Here is a 26468-nt window from a genome sequence, read left to right as displayed (position 1 = left end):
TGACGGGTCGACGACGGGCCGGGCGACGCCGCCCCGGGTCAGGCCCAGGCGGTCGGACCGGCGACGAGCGAGCGCACGCTGCGGTAGCCGTCGGCGTCGACGTCGGGGCGGGATGCCTCGCCGCCGAACATCCGGGTCGCCCCCGGCTGCTCGGTCCAGGTCGGCCACCCCGGGTCGCCGTCGCGGATGAGGCCGACGGCGGCGCCGTGGACGGCCTCGGCGAGGCGGCGGGGCGGGGCGTCGCCCGCGAGCGCAGTCACTCCGGCGGCGTCGAGGCAGTCGAACCAGAACGGCACGTCGAGGCAATGCAGCGCCCACCCCCGCGTAGGGGAGACCCACGTGAAGCGGTACACCCACGTCCGGGCGTCGCCGCGCGCCTCGGCGACGCGCACGACATCGGAGCGGAAGACGACGTCGGTGACGTAGCGGCCGAGGACGGCCGCCGTTCCCTTGCGTCGCTGCGCGACGTTGGCCGCGAGGTAGGCGCGCCGCGCGCCGCGCGGCAGCTTCAGTCTGCCGAGGGCGATCGAGGCGGGCACGAGCCGCAGCTTGCCGCGGGCGGAGTCGGTCACCATCGTGAACTCGTCGTCGGTCGTGCCGAGCACCAGCGGCTTGTCGGCGCCGACGCCCGCCGCGAGCGCGGCGACGGTCGGCTGCGTCAGCAGGTCGCCGTCGATCATCGGACCCCACGAGAGCCCGTCGTCGAGGATCTCATGCACGGCGGCGAGAGGATCGCGCGAATCCGGTGTCGCGGCGTCGTGCTGCAGGTCGTGGAGCGTCTCCTCGGGCACGGACGCGAAGCCGTCGCGGTTCGGCCTGACGCCTGCGAGGTGTGCGAGCTTGGCCGACAGGGTCCGCGCACGTTCGGGTGCGACGTCGGCGAGCGCGGCCGACATCGCCCACGCCGAGTGGAACAGGTGCTGGGATGCCGGCATCCCGAGCAGTGTCAGCACGGCTCCGCCGCCCGCCGACTGCCCGGCGATCGTCACGCGCGCCGGGTCGCCGCCGAAGGCTGCGATGTTGTCGCGCACCCATTCGAGCGCCGCGAGCCAGTCGCGGACCCCGCGGTTGGAGGGGGCGCCCGGGATGTGCCCGAAGCCGTCGAAGCCGAGCCGGTACGAGAGCGTGACGGTGACGACGCCGTCGCGATTGAACGACCGGCCGTCGTACCAGGGGCTCGCGGGCGATCCGGCGACGTATCCGCCGCCATGGATGTAGACCATCACGGGCAGGCGCGCGTCGCCGCCCGGCGCGGGCGTGAAGACGTTCACGTTGAGCGTCGAGTCGCCCGGGATCGCCGGCTCGGGGATGAGGGTGTCGCCGGGGTCGATGCGCTGCGCGGTGGCGCCGTACTCGAGCGCGTCACGCACTCCCTGCCATGGCTCCGGCGGAACGGGCGCCGCGAAGCGCAGCTCCCCGACGGGCGGCTGCGCGAACGGGATGCCGAGGAATGCCGCCGATGCGCCGGGGGCACCGGGCTCGCCACGCCAGAACCCGCGGACGGCGCCCGACGTGATCGAGACGACGGGATGCTCAGGATGCTGCGCCATGACGCCTCGATTCCGTGTCGGTGCCGGCATCCGGCCCCGCGGCTGTGCGGGTGGCGAGGGCGGTGAACAGGGCGTCGATCGTGCCGGCCATGTCGACATCGGGTTCGAGCATCCACTGCACCTGGAGGCCGTCGGCGACGGCCTGGAAGATCCGGGCGAGGGTGTCGGGACCGACGCGATCGGTGAGCTCTCCCGCCGCCTGCTGCGCGGCGATCGCGTCGGCGAAGGCGGTTCGGAGCGTCTTGCCGCGTGCCATGAAGAAGTCGTGGGCTGCGTGGTCGGGATCGCTCGCGTCGACCGACAGGCGCGCGAACAGCTGGACGAGCCCGGGTACGTCGGCGTTGTGGCGGATCACGCCGAGGTAGCCCTCACGGAGGTCGACGCCCTCGACCTGGCCGTCATCGTCAGCCAGGCCGAAGTTGGCCGAGTCGATCTCGTCCCGTTTGCGGAGGATCGCCGTGAAGAGCTCCTCCTTGCTGTCGAAGTAGTGCAGCAGACCGGCCTGGCTCAGGCCCACCTCTTCGGCGAGCTCCTTGATCGAGGCGCCTCGGTAGCCCTCGCGCGCGATCACATCGAGTGCGCGCTCGAGGATCTCCTCGCGCTTGGCGACGCCCTTCGCGTACGAACCCCTGCGTTCCTTGCGGCCTTCTGCCATGGGGACAAGTAAACCCGAACGAGGCTTGATTTCTCAAAACCAAGTTACATATGGTTTTGCTATCGCTCGAGGACGAGCGTGCTCCATCCCGATTGGATCGTCCATGACAACGCCGTCTGACTCCGCACTCGCCCCCGAGCCGGCCCTGCCGCCGACCTCGCCCATGACCGAGAACACCTTCGTCGCCACCGCTGCGGGCAACGACGATCCGCCGGCGCCGATCAAGGGCCTTCGCCGACTGCTCGGCTGGATCATCCCGGCGAACCTCGGCATCTTCCTCATCTGGGGTGCGGTGCCCGGCATCCTGCTCCCGCAGCAGGTGACCGTCGTCCTGGGCGAGGAGAACAAGGTCGCCAACCTGGCGATCATCGCGACGATCGGCGCGTTCGCGGCGATGATCGCTCAGCCGATCGCGGGCCAGATCTCGGACCGCACACGCTCGCGCTTCGGGCGCCGCGCCCCCTGGATCGTGATCGGATCGCTCGCCGGTGGTCTGTCGCTCGTCGGGCTGGCGTTCGCGAACAGCCTCGTCGGCATCGCGATCGCGTGGACGCTGGTGCAGATCGCCTACAACTTCGCGCAGGGGCCGCTCAGCGCGATCCTTCCCGACCGTGTGCTGCTCAAGCGGCGTGGTCTCTTCGCCGCCCTGTCGGGCATCGGGCTGATGGTCGGCGCGCTCGGCGGTCAGATCGTCGGGTCGATGTTCTTCAACAGCATCGCCGTCGGCTACGTGACGTTCGCGGTCATCTCGCTGGTCGTGCTCACGCTGTTCGTCGTGTTCAACCCCGACTACTCGAGCACGAAGCTCCAGCCCGAGCCCTTCCGCCTCGGCGACTTCCTCCGCACCTTCTGGGTGAACCCGATCCAGCACCCCGACTTCTTCTGGGCGTTCACCGGGCGCCTCCTGCTCTACACCGGCTACTTCGCGGTCACCGGGTATCAGCTGTTCATCCTCACCGACTACATCGGCGTCGAGAATCCCGAGAGCGTCATCCCGATCCTCGGGCTTCTCAGCCTCGTCGGCATCGTGATCTCGACCGTGGTCTCGGGACCGCTCTCCGACCGGGTGGGACGCCGCAAGCCGTTCGTCTTCGGCTCGTCGGTGTTCGTCGGTCTGGCGATGCTCATCCCGATCGTCATGCCCACGCTCGAGGGCTGGATGCTCATGACGTTCATCGCCGGCTTCGGCTTCGGCATGTTCCAGGCTGTCGACACGGCGCTGATCAGCGAGGTGCTGCCGTCGGCGAGGTCGTTCGCCAAGGACCTCGGTGTCGTCAACATCGCCGCCACCCTGCCGCAGACCCTCGCCCCGGCGGTCGCCGGAGCGATCGTGCTCTCATTCGGCTACGTCGGCCTCTTCCCGGTCGGCATCGTGCTGAGCATCCTGGGGGCCTTCGCCGTCTGGCCGATCAAGGCGACCCGCTGAACCAGAAGGACCAGACAGCCCCTGACAACCCCACCCTCATCCACGGAAGGATGGCCCCATGACCGACACCACGACCGCCGCCGAGGCCGCGGCATCCGTCACCGATCTCACCCTCGAAGAGAAGGCGTCGCTCACCAGCGGCGCGAGCTTCTGGTACACCAAACCGATCGAGCACGCGGGCGTGCCGGCGATCATGCTCACCGACGGCCCGCACGGACTGCGCAAGCAGCGTGAGGGCGGCGACCACCTGGGCCTCGGCGACAGCGTGCCGGCGACGTGCTTCCCGCCCGCGGTCGGGCTCGGCTCGTCGTGGGACGTCGACCTCGTCGAGCGCGTCGGCGGGGCGCTCGGCACAGAGACCTCGATCGAGGGTGTCGCGGTGCTGCTGGGACCGGGCATCAACATCAAGCGCTCGCCGCTGTGCGGCCGCAACTTCGAGTACCTGTCGGAGGACCCGATCGTCTCGGGCGTGCTGGGCGCCGCGATGGTGAGGGGCGTGCAGTCGAAGGGTGTCGGCACGTCGCTCAAGCACTTCGCGGCGAACAATCAGGAGGACGATCGGATGCGGTCGTCGTCCGACGTGGACGCGCGCCCGCTGCGCGAGATCTACCTGCGCGGCTTCCAGCGCGTGGTCGAGGACGCCCAGCCGTGGACGGTCATGTGCTCGTACAACCGCATCAACGGCGTGTACGCGTCGGAGGACCCCTGGCTGCTGACCGGGGTGCTGCGCGACGAGTGGGGCTTCGAAGGTCTCGTCGTCTCGGACTGGGGCGCCGTGAACGAGCGCGTGACCGGGCTCGCCGCGGGCATGGATCTCGAGATGCCGTCGTCCAACGGTGTCACCGACGCGCAGATCGTCGCGGCGGTCGAGGACGGCGCGCTCGATGAGGCCGTGCTCGACACCGCCGCGACCCGCGTGCTCGACCTCGTGCGCAAGGCGCAGGCCGGAGCCGGCGCCGTCGAGGGTCCGCTCGACATCCACGCCCACCACGCCCTCGCTCGCGAGGCGGCGGGCCGCTCGATCGTGCTGCTCAAGAACGATGCGGTCGCCGACGCGCGCGCCGACGCGCGCGCCGACGCCGGCGCGCCGATCCTTCCGCTCGCGAAAGACGCGCGCATCGCGCTGATCGGCGAGTTCGCCGAGAAGCCGCGCTACCAGGGCGCCGGTTCGTCGATGATCAACCCGACGAAGCTCGACACCGCGCTCGACGAGATCCGCGCCCTCGCCGACGGCGACGTGACCTACACGCGGGGCTTCAGCGTCGCGCCGACCGTCTCCGACGACGAGACCTCGGAGCTGCGGGGCGAGGCGGTGGCCGCGGCATCCGCTGCCGATGTCGTCGTCCTCTTCCTCGGTCTCCCCGCCCGTCTCGAGTCGGAGGGCTACGACCGCACCGACATCGACCTGCCCGCGGAGCAGCTCGCCCTGGTCGACGCGGTGGTCGAGGCGAACCCGAACGTCGTGGTGGTGCTCTCGAACGGCGGCGTCGTGGCGCTGCCGTTCGCCGACCGGGTGCCCGCGATCCTCGAGGGCTGGCTGCTCGGGCAGGCCGGTGGCGGCGCGATCGCCGACGTGCTCTTCGGCGACGTGAACCCGTCGGCGAAGCTGACCGAGACGATCCCGCACCGCCTCGAGGACACCCCCGCGTTCCTCGACTTCCCCGGCGAGTTCTCGCACGTCCGCTACGGCGAGGGCTTGTTCGTCGGCTACCGCTGGTACGACGCGCGCCGCATGGATGTCGCCTTCCCGTTCGGCCACGGCCTGTCGTACACGACCTTCTCGTACGGCGAGGCGACGGCGTCGGTCAACGCGCGGGGCGACATCGACGTGACGCTCACGGTCGCGAACACCGGCGACCGGGCCGGGCGCGAGGTCGTGCAGGTCTACACGTCGCTCCCCGGAGGCGCCGCGCAGCGCCCGGTGCGCGAGCTCAAGGCGTTCGCGTCGGTCGCGCTCGAGGCGGGCGAGATCGCGGAGGTCACGCTGACCGTGCGCCGCAAGGACCTCGCGTACTGGGACACCCGCCTGGACGCCTGGGTCGTCGAGGGCGGGGACTACGTCGTGGATGTCGCGGCGTCGAGTCGCGACATCCGCTCCACCGCCGAAGTGACCGTCGAGGGCGACCCGATCGTGCTGCCGCTCACGCGCGACTCGTCGATCGGCGAGGTCATGGCCCACCCCGTCGTCGGTCAGATGGTGCAGTCGGCGATCGCGCAGATGATGTCGGGCATGGAGGGTGTGGAGGCCATCATGCCCGAGGGTGTCGACGCGTCCAAGATGATGGAGTCCTTCCCGATCGGTCGCGCCGGCATGTTCGCGGCCGGCGACTCGAACGGAGCCGTCAGCCCCGAGATGATCGACGGGCTCATCGCCATGGCCAACGCCCCGCAGCAGCAGCCGCAGGACTGACGACGAGCGGATGCCTCGGCCCGGGTGGCCGGGGCATCCGTGCCTCTCCGTGTCAACCCCGCACCGTCCGCTCGAGGGCCCGCGTACGTTCGAGCGTGGGGGAAGAGAGGACGAGACATGAACCGCAATGCGCCCGACGAGGCACGGAGCAACGACCCGGAGGGCACCCCGAAGCCTGACGGGCTGGGCCAGGACGGCACGATCCCCGATGACCCCGACGGCGTCGCCGCAGGTCACACCGGCACGCCGTCCACCTTCGAGCCGGAAGAGGACGAGAAGGCCTGAGCCGCCGCATCCCTCATCCCGATGCCGATGCGGGGCACCCCGTGAGCGGCGGTCACCGACTCAGACCCGGACGGATCCACGTGCCGCCCCTCGGCTCAGGACTTGAGGAACGCCAGCAGTGCCTCGTTCACCTCGGCGCCGTGCGTCCACAGCAGACCGTGCGGTGCCCCCTCGATCTCGACGTAGGTCGCGTCGGGCAGCATCGTGCGGAACCGTCGCGCGGTCGCATCGATAGGCAGGATGTTGTCGGCCGTGCCGTGGAGGATGAGCGTCGGCACGTCGACCGAGCCGATGTCGGCGCGGAAGTCGGTCGGCCAGGTCAACGGCGCCGCCGAGATGCCTGCGTTGCCCATCAGGTTCGCGACCTGCACGCTGGCATCGACGGCCTCCTGCGAGATCCGCGACCCCAGGTTGTCGTCGAGGTTGTAGAAGTCCTTGAAGAAGCCGGAGATGAACGCGTACCGGTCCTCGCGTACCGAGGCGGCGATGCCGTCGAAGAAATCCTGCGGACCGGCGCCGTCGGGATTGTCGTCGGTCACGAGCAGATACGGCTCGAGCGATCCGAGGAACGCGGCCTTGGCCACCCGGGCGCTGCCGTACCGCGCGAGGTAGCGTGCGATCTCGCCGGTGCCCATCGAGAAGCCGACGAGGACGGCATCCTTCAGATCCAGGTCCTCCATCAGGGCGTGCAGGTCGGCCGCGAACGTGTCGTAGTCGTACCCGGACCCCGCCTTCGACGACGCTCCGAACCCGCGCCTGTCGTACGCGATCACGCGGTAGCCGGCGTCGAGGAGCGCGGCCTGCTGCTTGCCCCACGACTCCCCGTTCAGCGGGAAGCCGTGGATCAGCACAACCGGCTGACCCTCGCCCTGGTCGGTGTAGTAGAGCTCGATGTCGGCCGAGTTCTCGGTTCCGACGGTGATGTACGCCACGTGTCGCTCCTTCCGGGCCGAAGGCGAGCGGATGCCGCGGCCCACCTCCGACGCTAGGGGGCGGCATCCCGAACCGCCAGGGGTTGACGGTGTTCGCGTGCTGAACGGCGAGCGTCAGGCGTCGCGGCCGGCGCCGTCGGACGGCGTCACCGTGAAGATCGTCGGAGCAGTGAAGCGGGATGCCGCGAACGCGGCGTTCACTGCAGCCGTGACCTGCTCGAGCCGGTCGTGTGCGACGAGCGCGATCGCCGCACCGCCGAAGCCGCCGCCGGTCATGCGCGCGCCGACGGCACCCGCCGCGAGCGCTGCGTCGACGGCGGTGTCGAGCTCGGGCACCGAGATCTCGAAGTCGTCGCGCATCGAGGCGTGCGAGGCGACCAGCAGCTCGCCGATGGCGCGCGGAACCCGCTCGCGCAGCGTGCGCACGGTGTCGAGCACGCGCTGGTTCTCGGTCACGACGTGGCGGACGCGCCGGAAGGTCACATCATCCATGAGTCCTTCCGCGCGCGCGAGGTCGTCGACCGACACGTCGCGCAGCGCGGCGACGCCCATGATCGCCGCACCTCGTTCGCAGGCGGCGCGACGCTCGCCGTAGCCGCCGGTGGCGTGCGAGTGCGAGACACCGGTGTCGACGACGACCAGCTCCAGCCCGGCGTCGTCGAAGCCGAGGTCGACCACCTGGGCGTCGAGCGAGCGGCAGTCGAGGAAGATCGCCGCGTCGGCGCGGCCGAGCATCGACGCCATCTGGTCCATGATCCCCGTCGGAGCGCCGACGGCCTCGTTCTCGGCCCGGCGCCCGGCCCGGGCGAGCGCGACGCGGTCGACGTCGAGTCCCCACGTGTGGGCGAGCGCCGAGGCGGTGGCGCCCTCGATGGCCGCGGACGACGAGAGGCCGGCGCCGACCGGCACGCTCGACGCGAAGGCGAGGTCGACGCCGCGAGCGCCCGTCGCCCCGGACCCGATGAGCGCCCATGCGACGCCGAGCGGGTAGCGCGCCCACTCGGCGATCTCGTCGCGGCGGGCGGGGAACAGCGCATCGAGCTCGGCCAGCGGCACCTCGACGGCAGCATCGTCGAACGTCGACGCGACGCGGATCATCCCGTCGTCGCGCACACCCAGTGCCACGTGGGTGCGGTGCTGGATCGCGAACGGCAGCACGAACCCATCGTTGTAGTCGGTGTGCTCGCCCATGAGGTTGGCGCGTCCCGGCGCCGACCACGTGCCGACGGGTTCGCCGCCGAAGCGCTCGGCGAAGAGCCGTCGGGCCGCGCGGACCGTGTCTGCAGCGGTGGCGGAAGCGGTGGGGGAGGTCACAGGGTCTCCTCGGGGATCGCGTCGACCACGGCGCGGAGGCGCTCGGCGGCGGACTCGGGCGGCACGTCGCCGATCCAGGCGCCCATGGCGGCCTCCGACCCGGCGAGGAACTTGAGCTTGTCGGCGGCGCGGCGCGGCGACGTCAGCTGGAGGTGCAGCCGCACGGTATCGCGCCCGCGGTGCACCGGCGCCTGGTGCCATGCGGCGATGTACGGCGTGGGGGTGTCGTAGAGCGCGTCGACGCCGCGCAGCAGGCGCAGATAGAGCGGCGCGAGTTCGTCGCGCTCGGCGTCGGTCGTCTCGGCGAAGTCGGCGACGTGCCGGTGCGGCAGCAGGTGCACTTCGAGCGGCCAGCGCGCGGCGAACGGGACGAACGCGGTCCAGTGCTCGCCCTGCACGATGACCCGCTCGGAGGCGCGCTCGAACTCGAGGATGCGCGCGAACAGGTCGGCGCCCTCGCGTTCGATCGACGCGAGCAGGCTGGTGGTGCGCGGCGTGATGTAGGGGTACGCGTAGATCTGGCCGTGGGGATGGGGCAGCGTGACGCCGATCGCCTCGCCGCGGTTCTCGAACGGGAAGACCTGCTCGATCCCCGGGAGGGCCGACAGCGCGGCCGTGCGGTCGGCCCACGCCTCGATCACCGTGCGGGCCCGCGTGACGCTCTGCGTGCCGAACGAGCCGGAGTGCTCAGGGCTGAAGCAGACGACCTCGCAGCGTCCGACCGACGTGCGCGTTCGCCCCAGCCCTGGGGCGTCGAGATCGGCGAGGTCGACCGGGGCGTCGGAACCGGCCGGCGCCTCGCCGTGCGCCACCCGAAGGGCGGGCCCGAACGACGGCGACTTGTTCTCGAAGACGGCGACGTCGTAGAGCGACGGGATCTCGGACGGGTTCGCGGCCGTCTGCGGCGACAGCGGGTCCAGCTCGGCCGGCGGCAGGAAGGCGCGGTTCTGGCGCGCTGCGGCGATCGACACCCAGTCGCCGGTGAGCACGTCGCGGCGCATGGTCGCGGTCTCGGGCCGCGCCGGGAGGTCACGCGCGTCCGCGGCGCGCTCGGGGCCGAGCGTCGTGCCCGGGTCGTCGTAGTAGATCAGCTCGCGGCCGTCGTCGAGACGGGTGGAGCGTTTGACGACGCCGGCGCCGAGTGTCTCGGCGGGTGGCAATGCAGCGGGCATGTTCACGTCAACACGGTACCAATGGCCCCGTGCTAACGTCAACATGCCCGACCGTTTCACCCGATCGAGGAGGCCCCGTGCAGCGACGCGTTTCGATGGCGGATGTCGCGGCGCTCGCCGGCGTTTCAGGCCAGACGGTCTCGCGCGTGGTGAACGACAGTCCCCGCGTCGACCCCGGCACGCGCGCCCGCGTCGAGGTGGCCATGGCACAGCTCGGCTACCGACCGCACCGCGCCGCGCGCGCCCTGCGCACCGGCCGCACGCAGACGATCGGGCTGCTGGTGTCGACGCTGGCGACGGTGGGCAATTCCCGCATGCTGCAGGCGGTGGCGGATGCTGCGGCCGCGCGCGGCTACGCCCTCACCGTGGTGACGCTCGGCGCCCACCCCGATGTGCCGGCCGCCTTCGAGCGCCTGAGCGAGCAGGGCGTCGACGGGGTGGTGGTGCTGAACGAGGCCACCGCGGCCGCGCGCGAGACACCCGCGCCTCCCGGATTGAGCCTCGTGGTGGTCGACGCGCCGCCCGACGCGGAGGGGACGCGGCACTTCGGCATCGTGCAGTCCGACCACGCCGGGGGTGCCCGCGCCGCCACGACGCACCTGCTCGCGCTCGGCCATCGCACGGTGCATCACCTCGGCGGCCCCGCGACGTCGTTCGCGGCGGCCGAGCGCGAACGCGGCTGGCGCGAAGCGCTCGCCGACGCCGGGGCGCCCGCACCCCGGGTCGTGCGCGGCGACTGGACCGCGGCATCCGGTCATGCCGCTGCCGCCCGCCTGCTCGAGGACGAGGCGACCGCGGTGTTCGCGGCGAACGACCAGCTCGCACTCGGGGCGATCCGCGCCTTCTCCGATGCGGGACGCGAGGTGCCGGGCGACGTGAGCATCGTGGGTTTCGACGACATCGCGGATGCGGCCGACTACCGCCCGCCGCTCACCACGGTGCGCCAGCACTTCGACCGGCTGGGGGAGCTCGCCGTCGCCGCACTCGTCGCAGGCATCGAGGACGGCGCCACCGGATCCCACATCGTGCCGACGACGCTCCAGGTGCGCGAGAGCACCGCTCGGGCGCGCTGAGCAGCGGCGGCCCGGCGAAGCAGGCCGGGCAAGAGGACAATGGCCGCATGCACACCGTCGTGATCGCCCCGGACTCCTTCAAGGGCACGGTCGGGGCCGCCGAAGCGGCCGCCCGCCTCGGCGAGGGATGGGCGCGCGTGCGGCCGCACGACCGGCTGCTCCTGCTGCCCATGGCGGACGGTGGCGAGGGTACGATCGACGCCTTCGCGACGGCGGTGGACGGCGCGCAGCGGCAGCCGGCCACAGTGACCGGGCCCGAGGGCACACTGGTCGAGGCGACGTGGCTTCTTCTTCCCGCGACATCCGACGCGCCGAACGGCACCGGTGTGGTCGAGCTGGCCTCGACGAGCGGCATCGAACTGCTCGGCACGCCTGCGCGGCTGCGCCCGCTCGACGCCGGCACGCTCGGCTTCGGCGAGGCTGTCGCCGCCGCGCTGGACCACGGCGTCTCGCGGCTGGTGCTCGGCATCGGGTCGAGCGCGTCGACGGATGGGGGAACGGGCCTGCTCTCCGCGCTCGGTGCGAGATTCACGGATGCTGCGGGCAGGCCGGTCGCCGACGGGGGGCGCGGTCTGGCCGACCTGGTCTCGGCCGACCTGTCGGGTCTTCGGCCGCTGCCGCCGGGCGGCGTCACCGTGCTGAGCGACGTCGACAATCCGCTCGTCGGTGCCTGGGGCGCGGCAGCGGTGTTCGGACCGCAGAAGGGGGCGTCGCCCGACGAGGTGCAGGAACTCGACGCCGAGCTCGCTCGCTTCGCCAAGCTGCTCCCCGCCGATCCCACGACGCCCGGCGCGGGCGCCGCAGGGGGCACCGGCTTCGGGCTGCTCGCGTGGCGAGCGACGCTCGTGCCCGGCGCGGCAGCGGTCGCGGAGCTCATCGGACTGACGTCCGCGGTGGGCGAGGCATCCGTCGTCCTCACCGGCGAAGGATCGTTCGACGGTCAATCCGCCGCGGGCAAGACCCCCGCGTACGTCGCGGCGGTCGCCCACGCGGCCGAGGTCGCCGTCGCACTGGTCGCCGGGCGCATCGCGGGCGACGCCGACGTCTCGGCGTTCGCGGCGACGGTGTCGCTCACCGACCTCGCCGGGTCGGCGGACGCCGCCATGGCCTCGCCCGCTCACTGGCTGACCGAAGCGGGCGCGGCGCTCGCCGCAGCGCTCGGCTGACGCCCGAGGGCGCTGCCGCCCGGTGACGGCCGCCGGGTCAGCCGTCGCCCGGTGACGGCCGCCGGGTCAGCCGTCGCCCGGTGACGGCCGCCCGGTCAGCCGTCGTCGCCGGTGACGGCGGCCCGGCCCGGTCAGCCGCCGTCGCGCCGAGGAGTGCTCCCGCGCACGACGACCTCGAGTGCGAGCGGCGCCTCGGCGTCACCCTGCCAGTCGCTCTCCACGGCCGCACGCAGCGCGCGGTAGCCCAGGGCGTCGAACGGCGCGCGGACCGTCGTCAGTCCGGGGCCGATGTCGCGGCACGTCGGGATGTCGTCGAACCCCGCCACCGCGATGTCGGCGCCGACGCGGCGGCCGGCATCGCGCAGTGCCGACGCGACCCCGGCGGCCACGAGGTCGCTGACGCCGAAGATCAGCGTTCCCTCAGCGAGGCCGTCCGCGAGCACCTCACCCGCGGCCGCGTAACCCGCGTCGCGGGTCGTTGCGCCGTGGCGCACCGCGCCGATCGTCCCGCCGCCGGCAGTGAAGCCGGCGGTGAAGCCGCCGATGCGGTCGTCCGACGCGCGGAGGCCTTCGGGGCCGCCGACCACGACGGCATCCCGGTAGCCGAGCTCGGCGAGTTCGGCACCGAGCGCCTCCGCGCCGCCGCGGTTGCCGAGGCTGATCGACCGATGCCCCGGCTCTCCTTCACCGAGCACCACGACATGGCAGCCCATGGCGGCCAGTGCGGTGAGCTCGCCGTGGAGGGCGGCGGAGCCCGACCCCGCGTTGCGGGCGACGCCGAGGATGAGCCCGCGGGGGCGTTGACCCCGCAGGGTCCGCACGAGGCGCAGCTCACGCTCCGGGTCGCGGCCGGTGTCGGCGATCGTGACGATGAGGCCCGCCTCCTCGGCGCCGCGGACGACTCCCGAGGCCAATCGGCCGAACGAGACGTCGCCGATGTCGGCCACGAGCAGCGCGACGATGGCCGAGGTTCCCCGGGCGGTCGCCTGGGCGGACAGGTTGGCGGTGTAGCCGAGCTTCTCGGCCGCTGCAGCCACCCGCTCGCGGTAGCTGTCGGCCACCTTGCGGGTCGATCCGTTGAGTACGCGGGAGGCGGTCGCCAGCGACACGCCGGCCTCGCGCGCGACGTCGTGCAGGGTTGCTGCGCCTCGGGCAGGCGTGTGCGTCTCGCTCACGAGGCTGAGTCTAGGACTTCTGTCCGGATCGTGGTCTGATCAGGCAAACCTTCTCGTCCAGCACGGCGCGCGACGTCTGCGGCGCCGTGTCCGGTCGATCGTGCGTCCGGTCAGGCGAGTCGCAGTGCGGCCCACGACACCGGAGGGAGTTCGAGGGAGAGAGCGGATTCCTCGATCGCGATGTCGTCCAGGGGGCAGACGCCGACGCGCTCGCGGTCCTCGAGGGTGTTCGCGGCGTAGAGGTCGTCCTCGTGAAGCAGGTGCGACTCGACCACCGCGACGTCGCGGCCCAGCGCGGCCACGAGGGGAGCGAGGTCGAGGCGGACGGACGCGGCATCCGTCGTCGAGCGGTTCACGAGGAAGACGCTCGCGCCGTCGTCGTCCAGGGTCGCGACCGCGTTCACCGACGGCACGGCTCCGAAGCGCGCGCTCTCGAACGTCGCCGCGTCGACCGGCAGGCGTACGGCCCGTCCCTGCGCGAGGCGCGACGTGAGCGAGAACGGGTGGAACGTGGTCTGCCGCCAGGCCGGGCCGCCGGGCTCGGTCATGATCGGCGCGATGACGTTGACGAGCTGGGCGAGCGAGGCCGAGCGCACGCGGTCGGCGTGCTGGAGAAGCGTGATGAGGAGGTCGCCGAACACGACCGCGTCGAGGGCGCTATAGCGGTCCTCGAGCTGCCGGGGAGCGATCGGCCACTCGTTGGGACGATAGGTGGCCTCTTCCTCCTTCCAGCGGGAGAGATACCAGACATTCCACTCGTCGAACGAGAGCATGATGCGCTTGTCACTCTGCTTCACCGCCGCGACGTGGTCGGCGGTCGCGACCACCGAGGCGATGAACTTCGCCATGTCGACGCCGGACGCCAGGAACTCCTGCGCGTCGCCGTCGTGCTCCTCGTAGTAGGCGTGGCACGAGATGAAGTCGACGTCGTCGAACGTGTGCTCGAGCACCTCGCGCTCCCACGAGCCGAACGTCGGCATGGTGCGGCTCGACGACCCGCACACCACGAGCTCGATCGTCGGATCGAGCTGCCGCATGCCCTTCGCCGTGCGCGATGCGAGCTTGCCGTAGTCGGCGGCGCTGCGGTGGCCGAGCTGCCACGGGCCGTCCATCTCGTTGCCGAGGCACCACATCTTCACGCCGAACGGCGCCGAGCGGCCGTTCGCGGCGCGCTCGCGTGTGCGGGTCGTGTCGACCGACGTGTTGGCGTACTCGAGCAGGTCCAGGGCCTCTTCGGTTCCGCGCGTGCCGAGATTGACGGCGAGCATCAGCTCGGAGCCGACCCGGTCGAGCCATGACTGGAACTCGTGCAGGCCGACGGCGTTCGTCTCGGTCACATGCCAGGCGAGGTCGAGTCGCGTCGGCCGCTGGTCGACCGGCCCGATGCCGTCCTCCCACCGGTAGCCCGAGACGAAGTTGCCGCCCGGGTAGCGGATCGTCGTGACGCCGAGCTCCTTCACGAGCTCGATGACGTCGGCGCGGAACCCGTCGGCGTCGGCGGACGGATGCCCGGGCTCGAAGATGCCGTCATAGATGTGTCGGCCGAGGTGCTCGACGAAGCCGCCGAACAGGCGGCGGTCGATGTCGGCGATCTCGAGCGCGGGGTCGAGGCGTGCGGCGGCGTGGGTCATGCGAGTCCTCGGACGGGATCAGAGAGGAAGGACGGTCGGGCAAGAGCGGCGACCCCGCGACACTAGCGTGCTGCGCCCGATTCGCCCAGTCGGTCGGAAGGCCGTCGGGTCAGGCGCCGCCGAGGGCCTCGGTGACGACCGCGCGGGCCTCTGCCTGGACCTCGGCGAGGTGCTCGGGGCCGCGCAGCGACTCGGCGTAGAGCTTGTAGACGTCCTCCGTCCCCGACGGCCGCGCGGCGAACCAGGCGTGCTCGGTCTGCACCTTGAGACCGCCGATCGCGGCACCGTTGCCCGGCGCGTGCGACAGCTTCGCGGTGATGGCCTCGCCGGCGAGCTCGGTCGCGGTGACCGCCTCGGGCGCGAGCTTTCCGAGCGCCGCCTTCTGCGCGGGCGTCGCCGGCGCATCGACCCGCTGGTATGCGGAGGCGCCGAACTCGGCCTCCAGCTCGGCGTAGCGCTGCGAGGGCGTCTTGCCCGTCACCGCGAGGATCTCGGCGGCGAGCAGGCACAGCAGGATGCCGTCCTTGTCGGTGGTCCACACCGAGCCGTCCTTGCGCAGGAACGAGGCGCCCGCGGACTCCTCGCCTCCGAAGGCCACTGACCCGTCGAGCAGACCGGGCACGAACCACTTGAAGCCGACCGGCACCTCGAGCAGCGACCGGCCGAGCGACGCGGCGACGCGGTCGATGATCATCGACGAGACGAGGGTCTTGCCGACCGCGGCATCCGCCGGCCATCCGGGCCGGTGCGAATAGAGGTAGTCGATTGCGACGGCGAGGTAGTGGTTGGGGTTCATGAGCCCCGCGTCGGGCGTGACGATGCCGTGCCGGTCGGCGTCGGCGTCGTTGCCCGTGAGGATGTCGTACTCGTCGCGGCGCGCCACGAGCGCGGCCATGGCGGACGGTGAGGACGGGTCCATGCGGATCTTCTCGTCCCAGTCGAGCGTCATGAACTTCCACGTCGGGTCGACGTCGGGATTCACCACGGTGAGGTCGAGGCCGTGCACCTCGGCGATGAGCGCCCAGTACTCGACCGACGCGCCACCCAGCGGGTCGGCGCCGATGCGCACCCCGGCGGAGCGGATCGCGTCGATGTCGATGATGTCTGCCAGGTCGCGGACGTACGCGTCGCGGAAGTCGTAGTCGCCCAGCGCATCGCCGTCGAGGTCTTTGAACGGCGTGCGGGCCACACCCTCGAGACCGGCGGCGATCAGCTCGTTGGCGCGGTTCGCGATCCATCCCGTGGCGTCGGTGTCGGCGGGGCCGCCGTTCGGCGGGTTGTACTTGAAGCCGCCGTCGCGCGGCGGGTTGTGGCTGGGCGTGACGACGATGCCGTCCGCGCGGCCCGGGTCCGCGGCATCCCGCCCCTTGTTGTACCTGAGGATCGCGTGGCTCAGCGCCGGCGTGGGCACCCACGAATCGCGCGAGTCGACGCGCACGTCGACGCCGTTCGCGACGAGCACCTCGATGGCGCTGCGCTCGGCGGGAAGCGACAGGCCGTGCGTGTCGCGGCCGAGGAAGAGCGGACCCTGGATGCCCTGCTCGCGGCGGTAGTCGACGATCGCCTGCGTCGTCGCGAGGATGTGCACCTCGTTGAAGCTCGCCGAGAGGGAGGAGCCGCGGTGGCCGCTGGTGCCGAATGCGACGCGCTGCTCCGGCACCGACGGATCGGGCGTGAGGTCGTAGTAGGCGGAGATCAGGTCATCGATGTCGATGAGGTCGGATGCTTCGGCGGGCTGTCCTGCGCGAGTCATGGGTCCAGTCTGCCCTCTTCGCCTTGCTTCTGTCCTCGGCTTGACACCCGGCGTCTCCGGGGCGCCCTCCGCCCCGGCCAGACCCCGTTGTCCGGCCGGCCCGCGCACAACGTCGGCACATCGTCTCCGGCACGGCGCTTCGGCGGGCCTGCCGTCCGGTGAGACCCGCGACCTGCCGACGTTGTGCACGTCGATAGGCTGGCACCCGTGACTTCCGAGGCGCCCCACACCGAGGCATCCGCTCCCGCCCGCCGCTCCTACAGCTATCTCGGGCCCGCCGGGACGTTCACCGAGGCGGCGCTGGCGCAGGTGCCCGAGGCACGCGCGCAGGAGTGGCGCCCGGTGCGCAACGTCGGCGAAGCGCTGGCCGACGTGGTCGAGGGCCGCTCCGACGCCGCGATGATCGCGATCGAGAACTCCGTCGACGGCGGCGTCTCGACTGCGCAGGATGCCCTCGCCACCGTCCCGGGGCTGCGCATCGTCGGGGAGCACCTTGTGCCGGTGGAGTTCGTGCTCGTCGCCCGCCCCGGCGCGACGCTCGACGAGGTCTCGGTCGTCGCGGCCCATCCCGTCGCGTACGCCCAGTGCCTGCAGTGGCTCTCGCGCACGCTGCCCGCCCACTCGCACATCCCCGCGGCGAGCAACGTCGCCAGTGCGATGGGCCTCATCGACGGATCGATCGCCGCGGATGCCGCGATCGCGCCGCCCGGGATCCTCGAGCACCACGAGCTCGAACTCCTCGCCTCCGCTATCGGCGACAATCCCAACGCCGTCACGCGCTTCGTGCTCGTGAGCAAGACCGTCGCGCCGCCGCCGCCCACCGGCGCCGACAAGACGTCGCTCATCGTCGAGCTTCCCGACGACCACCCGGGCGCACTGCTCGAGATGCTCGAGCAGTTCGCGACGCGCGGGATCAACCTCTCGCTGCTGGCATCGCGTCCGATCGGCGACGCCCTCGGACGGTACCGCTTCGTGATCGACGCTGACGGGCACATCGAGGACGAGCGCATGGCCGACGCGCTGCTGGGCCTGCGGCGGTTCAGCCCGCAGGTCGTGTTCCTCGGCTCGTACCCGCGGGCCGACCGCGCGGTCGTGCACTACCCGGAGCGCTACTCCGACGACGTGTTCGTCGAGGCGCGGGACTGGCTGCGCGGTCTCATCAGCGGCGAGCCGGGGAACGCGTGACCGTGCCCGCACCTTTCGTCTTCGATCCCGCCGTCAAGACCCACGCGCGCACGCTCGAGCGCCTCGACACCGAGCAGGTCGCGTGGCTCGGCACGATCGGGCGCGACGGCTACCCGCACGCCGTGCCGATCTGGTTCCTGTGGCAGGACGGCCGCGCGCTGATCATGAGCGAGCCCGAGACGGCGAAGGTGCGCAACATCCGAGCGAACGATCGCGTGCTGCTGCACCTGGAGGCCGGAGCCGACGGTGAGCAGCTGAGCGTCCTGCGGGGTGTCGCCACCCTCTCGCCCGAGCCTTCGACCGCGTGGCTTCCGCGCATCGCAGCGGCGTACACGGCGAAGTACGATGCGTGGCTGCAGCGGCTGAACCTCACGACCGAGACCATGGCGGAGCGGTACTCCGTCATGATCGAGGTCACCCCGCACAAGCTGATCGCCTGGTAGCGCGCGGCGGCGGCTGGTCGTCGACCGCCGTCGCGCAGGCCTACCCAGGACTCGAGGTGGACGGATTCGACATCGACGAGCCGTCGATCGAGCTGGCCCGGGCCAACGCCGCGACCGCGGGTGTCGTCGACCGGGTGCGGTTCCACAACGCGGACGGCGACGGACTCGCCGCTCACGGACCGTTCGATGCGGCGTTCGCGTGCGAGTGCATCCACGACATGGCGCGGCCCGTCGACGTGCTGGCCGCGATGCGGCAGGCGGTGCCGTACGGGCCTGTCGTCATCATGGACGAGGCAGTCGGCGAGCGCCTGGTCGCGCCGGGCGACGACGTCGAGCGCCTCATGTGCGGCTACGGCATCTTCTGCTGCCTGCCGGACGGCCTCTCGCACCGGCCCAGTGCCGGCACCGGCACGGTCATGCGTCCCGACACCCTACGGGACTATGCGCAGGCGGCCGGCTTCGCCGACCTGGACATCCTCGCGGTCGAGGACTTCGGGATGTTCCGGTTCTACTCGCTGACCCGGTGAGAGGGTCAGGCGGCGAGCGGGAGCTCGGCCGCGAGCAGCTCGAGTGTCTGCGCGCGGCCGGGCGAAGCATCGATCGGCTCGCTGTCGTACGACCCGGCGATCGGCGAGATCATGACCTCGTCGACGCCGTGCGCGGTGGCGAACGCGGTCAACTCGCCCGCAACCGCAGCGGGCGTTCCGACGAACCAGTTCGCGCGGGCCGACGCCATGAACGAATCGCCGAGCCCGTCGAAGTCGGCCGCCCCGGCGATCGACTGCTCGACCGTCTCGAGAGGCACGAGCGGGCGGTTCGTGCGCAGCCGCGCCGTCATGCGCAGGTTCGGGAGGGCGCGCTCCTCGGCCTCGTCGGCCGTGGGCGCGGCGAGCACGTTCGCGGTGAGGAAGGTGCGCGGCTCGGGGTGCGCCTCGCTCGGCTGGTAGCCGGTGCGGTACAGGTCGAGCGCACGCTCGAGCCCCTGACCGGAGAAGTGGTTCGCGAAGACGTACGGGAGTCCGACGGCCGCGGCGAGCTGGGCCGAGTAGTCGCTCGAGCCGAGTAGCCACACCTCCGGCACGGTCGACGCCGCCGGCGTCGCGTGCACGTCATAGGTGCCGCCCGAGGTGAATCGCACCGACGCGCCGTCGGGCGACACGAGCGACACGATGTCGCGCACGTGGTCGGGGAACCGCTCGACGTCGCTGGTGGTGCCGCTCTGCCGCAGCAGCTGCGTGATCACCGGATCGGACCCCGGCGCACGACCGATCCCGAGGTCGATGCGCCCCGGTGCGAGCGCCTCGAGGGCGGCGAACTGCTCGGCCACCACGAGCGGCGAGTGGTTCGGCAGCATCACGCCGCCCGAGCCGAGGCGGATGCGCGACGTGCGCGCTGCGGCCGCGGCAGCCAGCACGGGCGGGGTGGTCGAGGCGACCGCGGGCATGTTGTGGTGCTCGGCGAACCAGTAGCGGCGGAAACCGAGCTCGTCGGCGCGCGCGACGAGCGCGAGGGATGCCGCGACCGCCTGTGCGCTGGTCTGGCCGGAGCGCACCGGCACGAGGTCGAGGACGGACAGGGCCGGTGCAGAAGTCATCGCTGACCCCAACCGTCGTTCCGGGGCGGTGTATTCCCTGAGACTTCGCCAGGAGGCGTGTCCCCCATTTGGTGGACAAGCTCGCTCCGTGGTCGGATGGGAGTAAGAGATGCCGGGCAGGGGAGCCCAAAGGCGTGAGCGAGTCCATCGCCGCCTGCATCGGGGGACAGTGCCGCCGCTCCGCGTCTGCGGAGTGTGCACGGCGCGCACCGCAGATGAGGGCACGTTCGGCGTGCCCGGGATTGGGGAGACGATGTCAGTGAAGCGCGGTCGCGGTCGACGCGGCGCAGCGGCGACGGGGGCGGCGCTCGCCGGCCTGCTCGCGATGGGCGCCGTCTTCGGCGCCGCTCCGGCAGCCATCGCGGCGGAGGCGAGCATCAATCCGTTCGGGGTGAACGGCGGCTTCACCGTCGTCTCGCTGGGTGACGCGTCGCTCGGCAACGGAGAGATCGAGGGATCCGTCGCCGCGCTCGGAGCTGTCTCGAGCACCTCGGGCAACTTCCCGCTGCGGCATGACGTGGCCAGCGAGGGCAGCTACACGGTGCCGCTCATCGACGGCGTCCCGGTGCGACTCCTCGCGAAGGCGTTCACGGGCGAGGGCAACGTGCAGGTCTCGAACGCGAGCCGGGGAGTCGCGGGGGAGGCGGATGCCGCGGCGTCGGCCAAGCTCGAAGACCTCACCGGCATCGAGCTCAGCGCCCGCAGCGGTGGCGTCGGCCCAGCGGCCGGTGCCGACTTCGCCCGGCTGACCAATGCCGATGGCGGATGGATGGACCTGCTCGCCGTGCGCTACGCGCCGGACGCTCTCGATGCGGTGCGCACGGCCTCGCCTGTGGCGTCGTACATCGATGCGGCAGGAGCGGATGCCGCGGCGGAGGCTCTCGCCGCTGCCTACGGCACCACCGCGGTGCACGAGGTGCCGCTCACGATCGAGGGCGGTCTCGTCTTCCCGCTGTCGTTCGCGACCGACCGCCCGAACGTGATCGACTACGCCGACGTCGCCGATCGCATCATCAAGCTGGAGCGCTCCGGCGGCTATGTGCCGACGGCCGACGCGCCGCTCATCATCCGCGTCGCGCCCGGGACGACGACGATCGGACGGATCAACATCGAGGGATGGAGCGCGCAGCTCGGCGCTCAGCAGGGCTACGCCCGCCACATCATGATCGATGCGTCGCAGGTCAGCGGCATGCTCACCGTCAGCGGGCTCGAGTTGGGCTCGGTCTTCGCACCGAACGCCGACGTCGTCTTCGACTCCGGCATCTCGCACAATGGCCAGTGGCTGGTGAAGTCGTTCACCTCGCGCGGCGGCGGCGAGCTGCACCACTACGGCTTCGAGGGCACGGTGCCCGGTGACCCGACGGACCCGACGGACCCGACGGACCCGACGGACCCGACGGACCCGACGGACCCGACGGACCCGACGGACCCGACGGACCCGACGGACCCGACGGACCCGACGGACCCGACGGACCCGACGGAGGAGGGCGTCGTCGCGGGTGAGTCGCCGGCCGACCCGGCCGGCGAGGGCGCACTCGCCGTCACGGGCCAGGACCCCCTCGTGGTGACCGGCCTCGTCGCCGGAGCGGCCGCGCTCCTCGCCGGCGGAGTCGCGATCAGCCTGCTCGGCCGACGACGCGCCCGCGCCGCCGACTGACGCGGTCGACCCGAGCGCCGGGGGTTCAGGCCGAGGCGCGCCAGACGACGGGGCACTCCAGCACCGTGCCGCCGGTCTCGGGATCCTCGCCCCGCAGCTGACGCAGCACCGACTCGGCCGCCGCGCGTCCGAGCTCGGTGGCCGGCTGGTGCACGGTGGACAGCGGCGGATCGCAGCGCAGCGCCCACGTGCTGTCGTCGAATCCGACCACGCCGATGTCGTCCGGGATGCGGCGCCCCGCCGACTGCAGCACATCCATGGCTCCGGCGGCGACGGCGTCGCTCGAGGCGAACACGCCGTCGATGTCTGGCGCGCGCTCGAGCAGAGCGCGCATGCCCGCCTGCCCGTCGGAATAGGAATACAGGGGCACGCGCTCGACGAGCTGCGGGTCGAATCTGTTCCCCAGCGCGTCGACGAACCCGGCGAGGCGGTCCGACCCTGAGTCTCGGTCGAGCGCCGAGGCGATCATGCCGATGCGCTCCCGCCCGGTGTGGGCGAGCCGGGTCGTGATCTCGCGCGCCGCGCCGCGGTTGTCGATCGCGACATAGGCCGCGTCGCCGATGTCGCGGGGATGCCCCACGAAGGCGGCGGGCAGGGCGAGGTCGGCGATCGCCCGCGTGATCGGATCGCCGACGCGTGCCGACACGACGATCACGCCGTCGATGAGCCCGCCGCTCAGGTAGCGCGCCAGCCGCTCGATGTCTCGGGTGCTGTCGGCGATCATCACCGAGAGCTGGTAGTCGGCCTCCGAGAGCGCGGCGTTGGCGCCCATCAGGATCGACCCGATGTTGGGGTCTTCGACGAACAGCGAATGCGGCTCGTGGACGATGAGGCCGATCGCCTGCGAGCTCTGCATCACCAGACTGCGCGCGGCCCGGTTGGGAACGAAGCCCACCCTCGCGATCGCCGCGTCGATCGCCGCGCGCGCTTCGTCGGAGACGTAGGGCTGCCCGTTGAGGACGCGGCTCACGGTGCCGCGGGAGACGCCGGCTTCGAGCGCGACATCCTTGACGGTGGCGCGGCGCCTCTTCACGGTGTGGTCCACGCGACCCATCGTATGTGCACGAGCACAGTTAGTCACTGGCTGATTGACAGGGATTGGTCACGCGCATACTCTGTACACGTTCACAGACTCTCAGCGTCGAGACTTCGCGCTCGGATCTGTGCACGTTCACAGATCCGAGGAGAACATGACGGTCCCCGCCCGCCCCTTCCGGCACGACGGCATCGCCTTCGGGTGCGACTACAACCCCGAGCAGTGGACGCCCGACGTGTGGGACGAGGACATCGCCCTGATGGGCGAGGCCGGAGTCGACCTTGTGGCGATCAACATCTTCGGCTGGTCGCACATCGAGCCGCGCGAGGGCGAGTACGACTTCCGTGGGCTCGACGACATTATCGGCCGCTTGCACGCCGCCGGCATCCGGGTGAATCTCGGCACCGGAACCGCGTCGACTCCCGCGTGGCTGACGACCGCCTACCCCGAGGTCCTCCCCATGGTCGAGGACGGCACCCGCCGCTACCCCGGCGGCCGGCAGGCCTGGTGCCCGAGCTCGCCGGTGTTCCGCGCCGCGGCGCTTCGGCTCGTCGACGCCGTCGCGCGGCGCTACGGCGACCATCCGGCCGTCGCGCTGTGGCACGTCTCGAACGAGCTGGGCTGCCACAACGCGCTCTGCTACTGCGATGTCAGCGCCGCCGCGTTCCGACGCTGGCTGCGGGCGAAGCACGGCACGATCGCGGCGCTCAACGCCGCCTGGGGGACCGCGTTCTGGAGTCAGACCTACAGCGACTGGGAAGAGATCCTCCCGCCGCGCGCGACCGTCTCGAGCCGCAACCCCGGTCAGATGCTGGACTTCCACCGCTTCAGCTCGGACGAACTGCTCTCGTACTACCGCGCAGAGGCCGAGATCATCCGGCCCCTCAGTGCGGCGCCCATCACCACGAACTTCATGGTGACCGCCCACATCGAGAACCTCGACTACTGGTCGTGGGCCGGCGACATGGACGTCGTCGCGAACGACCACTACCTCGACCACCGCCTCGCCGACCCCACCGCTGAGCTCGCCTTCGCGGCCGATCTCTCGCGCGGCCTCGGCTCCGGCGCACCGTGGCTCCTCATGGAGCACTCCACCGGCGCCGTCAACTGGCAGCCCCTCAATAAACCGAAGGCGCAGGGCGAACTGACCCGCAACTCGCTCACCCACGTCGCCCGCGGCGCGGACGGCGTGTGCTTCTTCCAGTGGCGCGCGTCGGTGCAGGGGAGCGAGAAGTTCCACTCCGCGATGCTCCCGCACGCCGGCACCGACTCGGCCGTGTGGCGCGAGGTCGTCGAGCTCGGCCGCATCGTAGATCGCATCGGTGAGATCGCGGGGTCGCGCGTCGAGGCGGATGTCGCTCTCGTCTTCTCCTGGGAGTCTTGGTGGGCGACCCAGACCGAGTCCCGCCCGAGCCAGGCGCTGGGCTACCTCGATCAGATCCATGCCGCCTACGGCGCGCTGCACGACCTCGGCCTGACCGTCGACATCGTGCCGCCCGGTGCCGAGCTCGACGCCTACCGTCTCGTCGTCGTTCCCGGGCTCCACCTGGTGCGAGAGGCCGACGCCGCGGTGATCACGGAGTGGATCGCCGCCGGCGGCACCGCCGTGGTCACGTTCTACAGCGGCACCGTCGACCAGGACGACCGCGTGTGGACCGGCGGCTACACGGGTCCGTTCCGCGATGCCCTCGGCATCCGCGTCGAGGAGTTCGCGCCGGTCGCGCCCGGCGAGACGCTGCACCTGACCGACGGCGCCACGTCGACCCTGTGGTCGGAGCGCGCGTGTGTGACGACCGCCGAGACCGTGGCATCCTTCGCCGACGGACCCGCGGCGGGCAGCCCGGCGATCACCCGCAACGCCTGGGGCGAGGGCACGGCGTGGTACCTCGCGACCCACCTCGACGCCGCGGACAGCCGCGCCCTCTTCGGCCGCATCGCCGAAGAGGCCGGCGCGCGTCCGGCAGCGGTCGTGCGCGGAGGCCGCGGCGCCCTCGAGATCGTGCGTCGCCGAGGAGCGGATGCCGCGTACCTGTTCGTCGTCAACCACGGACCGACGGCGGCGGTGGCCGAGGCATCCGGATTCGAGCTCGTCACCGAATCACCGGTGACCGGTGACATAGAGGTGCCGGCGGGAGCCGTGCGTATCATCAGAGAGGAGGCGGCCGCATGACCGCCACAGAGGTCCTCGTGACGCGGAGCGCCCGCAAGGCGCGCAACGCGCGATCGGGTGACGAGCGGCGTCGGCACACCCCGCACAAGGGAGCGATCGCGATCTTCACGGGTCCGTTCGGCGTGCTGTTCCTGCTCTTCTACCTGATCCCCATCGGCTACGCCGTGTGGCAGTCGCTGCAGGTCGTGCAGCGCGACGGCCTCTACGGCGAGCCTCAGCAGGTCTTCGGCGGGCTGGCGCAATACGCACTGGTGTTCCAGAACGCGCCGTTCTGGGAGTCGGTCGGCCGAGTGCTGCTCTTCGGCGTCGTGCAGGTGCCCATCATGCTCGGCCTCGCACTGCTGTTCGCACTGCTGCTCGACTCTCCCGTGCTCAAGGGGAAGAAGTTCTTCCGGCTGGCGTTCTTCGCGCCCTATGCCGTCCCCGGCGTCATCGCGGCGATCATGTGGGGCTTCCTGTACTCGCCCAACCTGTCGCCGTTCACGCAGGTCACGCAGTCGGTCGACTTCCTCTCGCCGCAGCTCGTGCTGTGGTCGATCGCCAACGTGGTGACGTGGGTGTTCGTCGGCTACAACATGCTGATCATCTACTCGGCCCTGCTGGCGATCCCCTCCGAGGTCTACGAGGCCGCGCGCCTCGATGGTGCCGGCCAGATCCGCATCGCCTGGTCGATCAAGATCCCGATGGTGGCGCCGGCGCTCATCCTGACCGCCGTCTTCTCGATCATCGGCACACTGCAGCTGCTCGCCGAGCCGCAGGTGTTCCGGTCGTTCACCGCGGCGGTGTCGAGCACGTTCACGCCGAACATGACGATCTACGCCACCAACTCGATCCCGAACACGCAGCTGGCCGCGGCCTTCTCCGTCGTCCTGGCCCTCGCGACCTTCGCGCTGTCGTTCGCGTTCTTGAAGCTCACCCAGCGGAAGGCGGCCCAGTGATGAGCATGCTCACCCGTACGCGCGGCGCGACCGCCGACGACCTGACCCCGTCGCGGGGTCCGCGCGAGAGCGTCCTGTCGCGCGGAGCCGCCCTCATCGTGATGGGCGTGTTCACGCTCTACTTCCTCGTGCCCATCTGGTGGCTGTTCATCGCGTCCACCAAGGACCGCGGCGACCTGCTGACCACGAACGCGCTGTGGTTCGCCGACTGGAACTTCTTCGGCAACGTCGGCGACCTGCTGACCTACAACAACGGCATCTACGTGCGCTGGCTCCTGAACAGCCTCGGCTATGCGGGCATCGGCGCGCTGCTGGCCACCGTCGTGGCCGGCATGTGCGGCTACGCGCTGGCGAAGTACCGGTTCCGCGGCCGCGAGGTCTTCTTCAACGTCGTGCTCGGCGGGGTGCTCGTACCCGCGACCGCGCTCGCGCTGCCGCTGTTCCTGCTGTTCAGCCAGGTCAACATGACCGACACGTTCTGGGCGGTGCTGCTGCCCAGCATCGTGAGTCCGTTCGGCGTGTACCTCAGCCGCATCTACGCCTCGGCGAGCGTGCCCGACGAGCTCATCGAGGCGGGCCGCATCGACGGCGCCGGCGAGGTGCGCACGTTCTTCACCGTGTCGGTGCGCCTCATGATGCCCGCCCTGATCACCGTGTTCCTCTTCCAGTTCGTCTCGATCTGGAACAACTTCTTCCTGCCGCTGATCATGCTGCGCAGCCAGGAGCTGTTCCCCGTGACGTTCGGTCTCTACTCGTGGAACACGCAGCTCAACCAGATCCCCGAGCTGCGCACCTACGTCCTCGTCGGCTCGTTCCTCTCGATCGTGCCGCTCATCATCGCCTTCCTCCTGCTTCAGCGCTTCTGGCGCAACGGACTCGGCAGCGGATCCGTGAAGTGACTCC

General features: G+C 71.3%; 22 protein-coding genes. 12 read left to right on the top strand and 10 right to left on the bottom strand.

Annotation, left to right across the window (positions count from 1 at the left end; translation table 11 throughout):
- Positions 1–38: 38 nt before the first annotated feature.
- Both MK786_RS12400 and MK786_RS12395 read right to left on the bottom strand, forming a co-directional pair.
- On the bottom strand, positions 39–1550 hold the full coding sequence (locus tag MK786_RS12400) for a carboxylesterase/lipase family protein (RefSeq protein ID WP_241112553.1): 1512 nt from the start codon (positions 1548–1550) through the stop codon (positions 39–41).
- Positions 1534–2205, bottom strand: coding sequence for a TetR/AcrR family transcriptional regulator (locus MK786_RS12395; protein ID WP_241112552.1), 672 nt, complete (start codon positions 2203–2205; stop codon positions 1534–1536). Before MK786_RS12395 ends, MK786_RS12400 begins: the two co-directional genes overlap by 17 nt.
- 103 nt (positions 2206–2308) lie before the next feature.
- Here MK786_RS12395 and MK786_RS12390 point away from each other — a divergent pair, with 103 nt between their 5' ends.
- The 3 genes from MK786_RS12390 to MK786_RS12380 all read left to right on the top strand — a co-directional run bounded on the left by MK786_RS12390 (position 2309) and on the right by MK786_RS12380 (position 6326).
- Entirely contained in the window at positions 2309–3631 is a 1323-nt protein-coding gene (locus MK786_RS12390; protein WP_241112551.1) for an MFS transporter, read from the top strand.
- A gap of 58 nt (positions 3632–3689) precedes the next feature.
- Positions 3690–6041, top strand: a complete 2352-nt coding sequence (locus MK786_RS12385; protein WP_241112550.1) for a glycoside hydrolase family 3 C-terminal domain-containing protein — start codon at positions 3690–3692, stop codon at positions 6039–6041.
- Between the two features lie 117 nt (positions 6042–6158).
- Positions 6159–6326 (top strand): hypothetical protein, encoded by a 168-nt coding sequence (locus MK786_RS12380; protein ID WP_241112549.1) that lies wholly within the window; start codon positions 6159–6161, stop codon positions 6324–6326.
- A gap of 95 nt (positions 6327–6421) precedes the next feature.
- Here MK786_RS12380 and MK786_RS12375 read toward each other — a convergent pair whose 3' ends face one another.
- The 3 genes from MK786_RS12375 to galT all read right to left on the bottom strand — a co-directional run bounded on the left by MK786_RS12375 (position 6422) and on the right by galT (position 9744).
- The gene (locus MK786_RS12375) at positions 6422–7258 is read right to left on the bottom strand and encodes an alpha/beta fold hydrolase (RefSeq protein ID WP_241112548.1); all 837 of its coding nucleotides are present in this window, start codon (positions 7256–7258) and stop codon (positions 6422–6424) included.
- Between the two features lie 114 nt (positions 7259–7372).
- Positions 7373–8572 (bottom strand): galactokinase, encoded by a 1200-nt coding sequence (galK, locus tag MK786_RS12370; RefSeq protein WP_241112547.1) that lies wholly within the window; start codon positions 8570–8572, stop codon positions 7373–7375.
- Positions 8569–9744, bottom strand: a complete 1176-nt coding sequence (galT, locus tag MK786_RS12365) for a galactose-1-phosphate uridylyltransferase (protein ID WP_241112710.1) — start codon at positions 9742–9744, stop codon at positions 8569–8571. Before galT ends, galK begins: the two co-directional genes overlap by 4 nt.
- Positions 9745–9839: 95 nt before the next feature.
- On the opposite strand from galT, the gene MK786_RS12360 reads away from it, so the two are divergent.
- Together MK786_RS12360 and MK786_RS12355 are read left to right on the top strand one after the other, a co-directional pair.
- Positions 9840–10817 carry a LacI family DNA-binding transcriptional regulator gene (locus MK786_RS12360; protein WP_241112709.1) on the top strand — a complete coding sequence of 326 codons (978 nt, stop codon included), beginning with the start codon at positions 9840–9842 and terminating at the stop codon, positions 10815–10817.
- A gap of 47 nt (positions 10818–10864) precedes the next feature.
- Positions 10865–11983 (top strand): glycerate kinase, encoded by a 1119-nt coding sequence (locus MK786_RS12355; RefSeq protein WP_241112546.1) that lies wholly within the window; start codon positions 10865–10867, stop codon positions 11981–11983.
- A 131-nt stretch (positions 11984–12114) separates the two neighbouring features.
- Here the strand turns inward: MK786_RS12355 and MK786_RS12350 are convergent, their stop codons facing one another.
- The 3 genes from MK786_RS12350 to pgm all read right to left on the bottom strand — a co-directional run bounded on the left by MK786_RS12350 (position 12115) and on the right by pgm (position 16542).
- Complete coding sequence (locus tag MK786_RS12350) at positions 12115–13158, bottom strand: LacI family DNA-binding transcriptional regulator (protein ID WP_241112545.1); 1044 nt, start codon at positions 13156–13158, stop codon at positions 12115–12117.
- A gap of 110 nt (positions 13159–13268) precedes the next feature.
- Complete coding sequence (locus MK786_RS12345; protein ID WP_241112544.1) at positions 13269–14789, bottom strand: alpha-N-arabinofuranosidase; 1521 nt, start codon at positions 14787–14789, stop codon at positions 13269–13271.
- A 109-nt stretch (positions 14790–14898) separates the two neighbouring features.
- On the bottom strand, positions 14899–16542 hold the full coding sequence (gene pgm / locus MK786_RS12340) for a phosphoglucomutase (alpha-D-glucose-1,6-bisphosphate-dependent) (protein ID WP_241112543.1): 1644 nt from the start codon (positions 16540–16542) through the stop codon (positions 14899–14901).
- Positions 16543–16749: 207 nt separating this feature from the next.
- Between pgm and pheA the strand changes: the two genes are divergently transcribed.
- The 3 genes from pheA to MK786_RS12325 are packed head-to-tail and all read left to right on the top strand — an operon-like array spanning position 16750 to position 18697.
- Complete coding sequence (pheA, locus tag MK786_RS12335; RefSeq protein WP_241112542.1) at positions 16750–17727, top strand: prephenate dehydratase; 978 nt, start codon at positions 16750–16752, stop codon at positions 17725–17727.
- A 2-nt stretch (positions 17728–17729) separates the two neighbouring features.
- The gene (locus MK786_RS12330) at positions 17730–18170 is read left to right on the top strand and encodes a pyridoxamine 5'-phosphate oxidase family protein (protein WP_241112541.1); all 441 of its coding nucleotides are present in this window, start codon (positions 17730–17732) and stop codon (positions 18168–18170) included.
- Complete coding sequence (locus tag MK786_RS12325; protein ID WP_308220042.1) at positions 18077–18697, top strand: class I SAM-dependent methyltransferase; 621 nt, start codon at positions 18077–18079, stop codon at positions 18695–18697. The genes MK786_RS12330 and MK786_RS12325 overlap by 94 nt, the downstream gene beginning before the upstream one ends.
- A gap of 5 nt (positions 18698–18702) precedes the next feature.
- Here MK786_RS12325 and MK786_RS12320 read toward each other — a convergent pair whose 3' ends face one another.
- Complete coding sequence (locus MK786_RS12320; RefSeq protein WP_241112539.1) at positions 18703–19764, bottom strand: LLM class flavin-dependent oxidoreductase; 1062 nt, start codon at positions 19762–19764, stop codon at positions 18703–18705.
- Between the two features lie 253 nt (positions 19765–20017).
- Here MK786_RS12320 and MK786_RS12315 point away from each other — a divergent pair, with 253 nt between their 5' ends.
- On the top strand, positions 20018–21421 hold the full coding sequence (locus MK786_RS12315; protein ID WP_241112538.1) for a collagen-binding domain-containing protein: 1404 nt from the start codon (positions 20018–20020) through the stop codon (positions 21419–21421).
- A 25-nt stretch (positions 21422–21446) separates the two neighbouring features.
- Here the strand turns inward: MK786_RS12315 and MK786_RS12310 are convergent, their stop codons facing one another.
- Positions 21447–22475 (bottom strand): LacI family DNA-binding transcriptional regulator, encoded by a 1029-nt coding sequence (locus tag MK786_RS12310; RefSeq protein ID WP_241112537.1) that lies wholly within the window; start codon positions 22473–22475, stop codon positions 21447–21449.
- Positions 22476–22611: 136 nt separating this feature from the next.
- On the opposite strand from MK786_RS12310, the gene MK786_RS12305 reads away from it, so the two are divergent.
- Genes MK786_RS12305 through MK786_RS12295 form a run of 3 tightly spaced genes read left to right on the top strand, consistent with a single transcriptional unit; the run spans position 22612 to position 26464 of the window.
- Positions 22612–24627 carry a beta-galactosidase gene (locus MK786_RS12305; protein ID WP_241112536.1) on the top strand — a complete coding sequence of 672 codons (2016 nt, stop codon included), beginning with the start codon at positions 22612–22614 and terminating at the stop codon, positions 24625–24627.
- Positions 24624–25565 (top strand): carbohydrate ABC transporter permease, encoded by a 942-nt coding sequence (locus MK786_RS12300; protein ID WP_241112535.1) that lies wholly within the window; start codon positions 24624–24626, stop codon positions 25563–25565. The genes MK786_RS12305 and MK786_RS12300 overlap by 4 nt, the downstream gene beginning before the upstream one ends.
- Complete coding sequence (locus MK786_RS12295) at positions 25565–26464, top strand: carbohydrate ABC transporter permease (RefSeq protein ID WP_241112534.1); 900 nt, start codon at positions 25565–25567, stop codon at positions 26462–26464. Before MK786_RS12300 ends, MK786_RS12295 begins: the two co-directional genes overlap by 1 nt.
- Positions 26465–26468: the final 4 nt, after the last annotated feature.

The organism is Microbacterium sp. CFH 31415 (assembly GCF_022538185.1).
Taxonomy (GTDB): Bacteria; Actinomycetota; Actinomycetes; order Actinomycetales; family Microbacteriaceae; genus Microbacterium.
The sequence above is the reverse complement of the archived record's forward strand: the minus strand, read 5'-3'. Positions and strand labels throughout refer to the sequence as shown.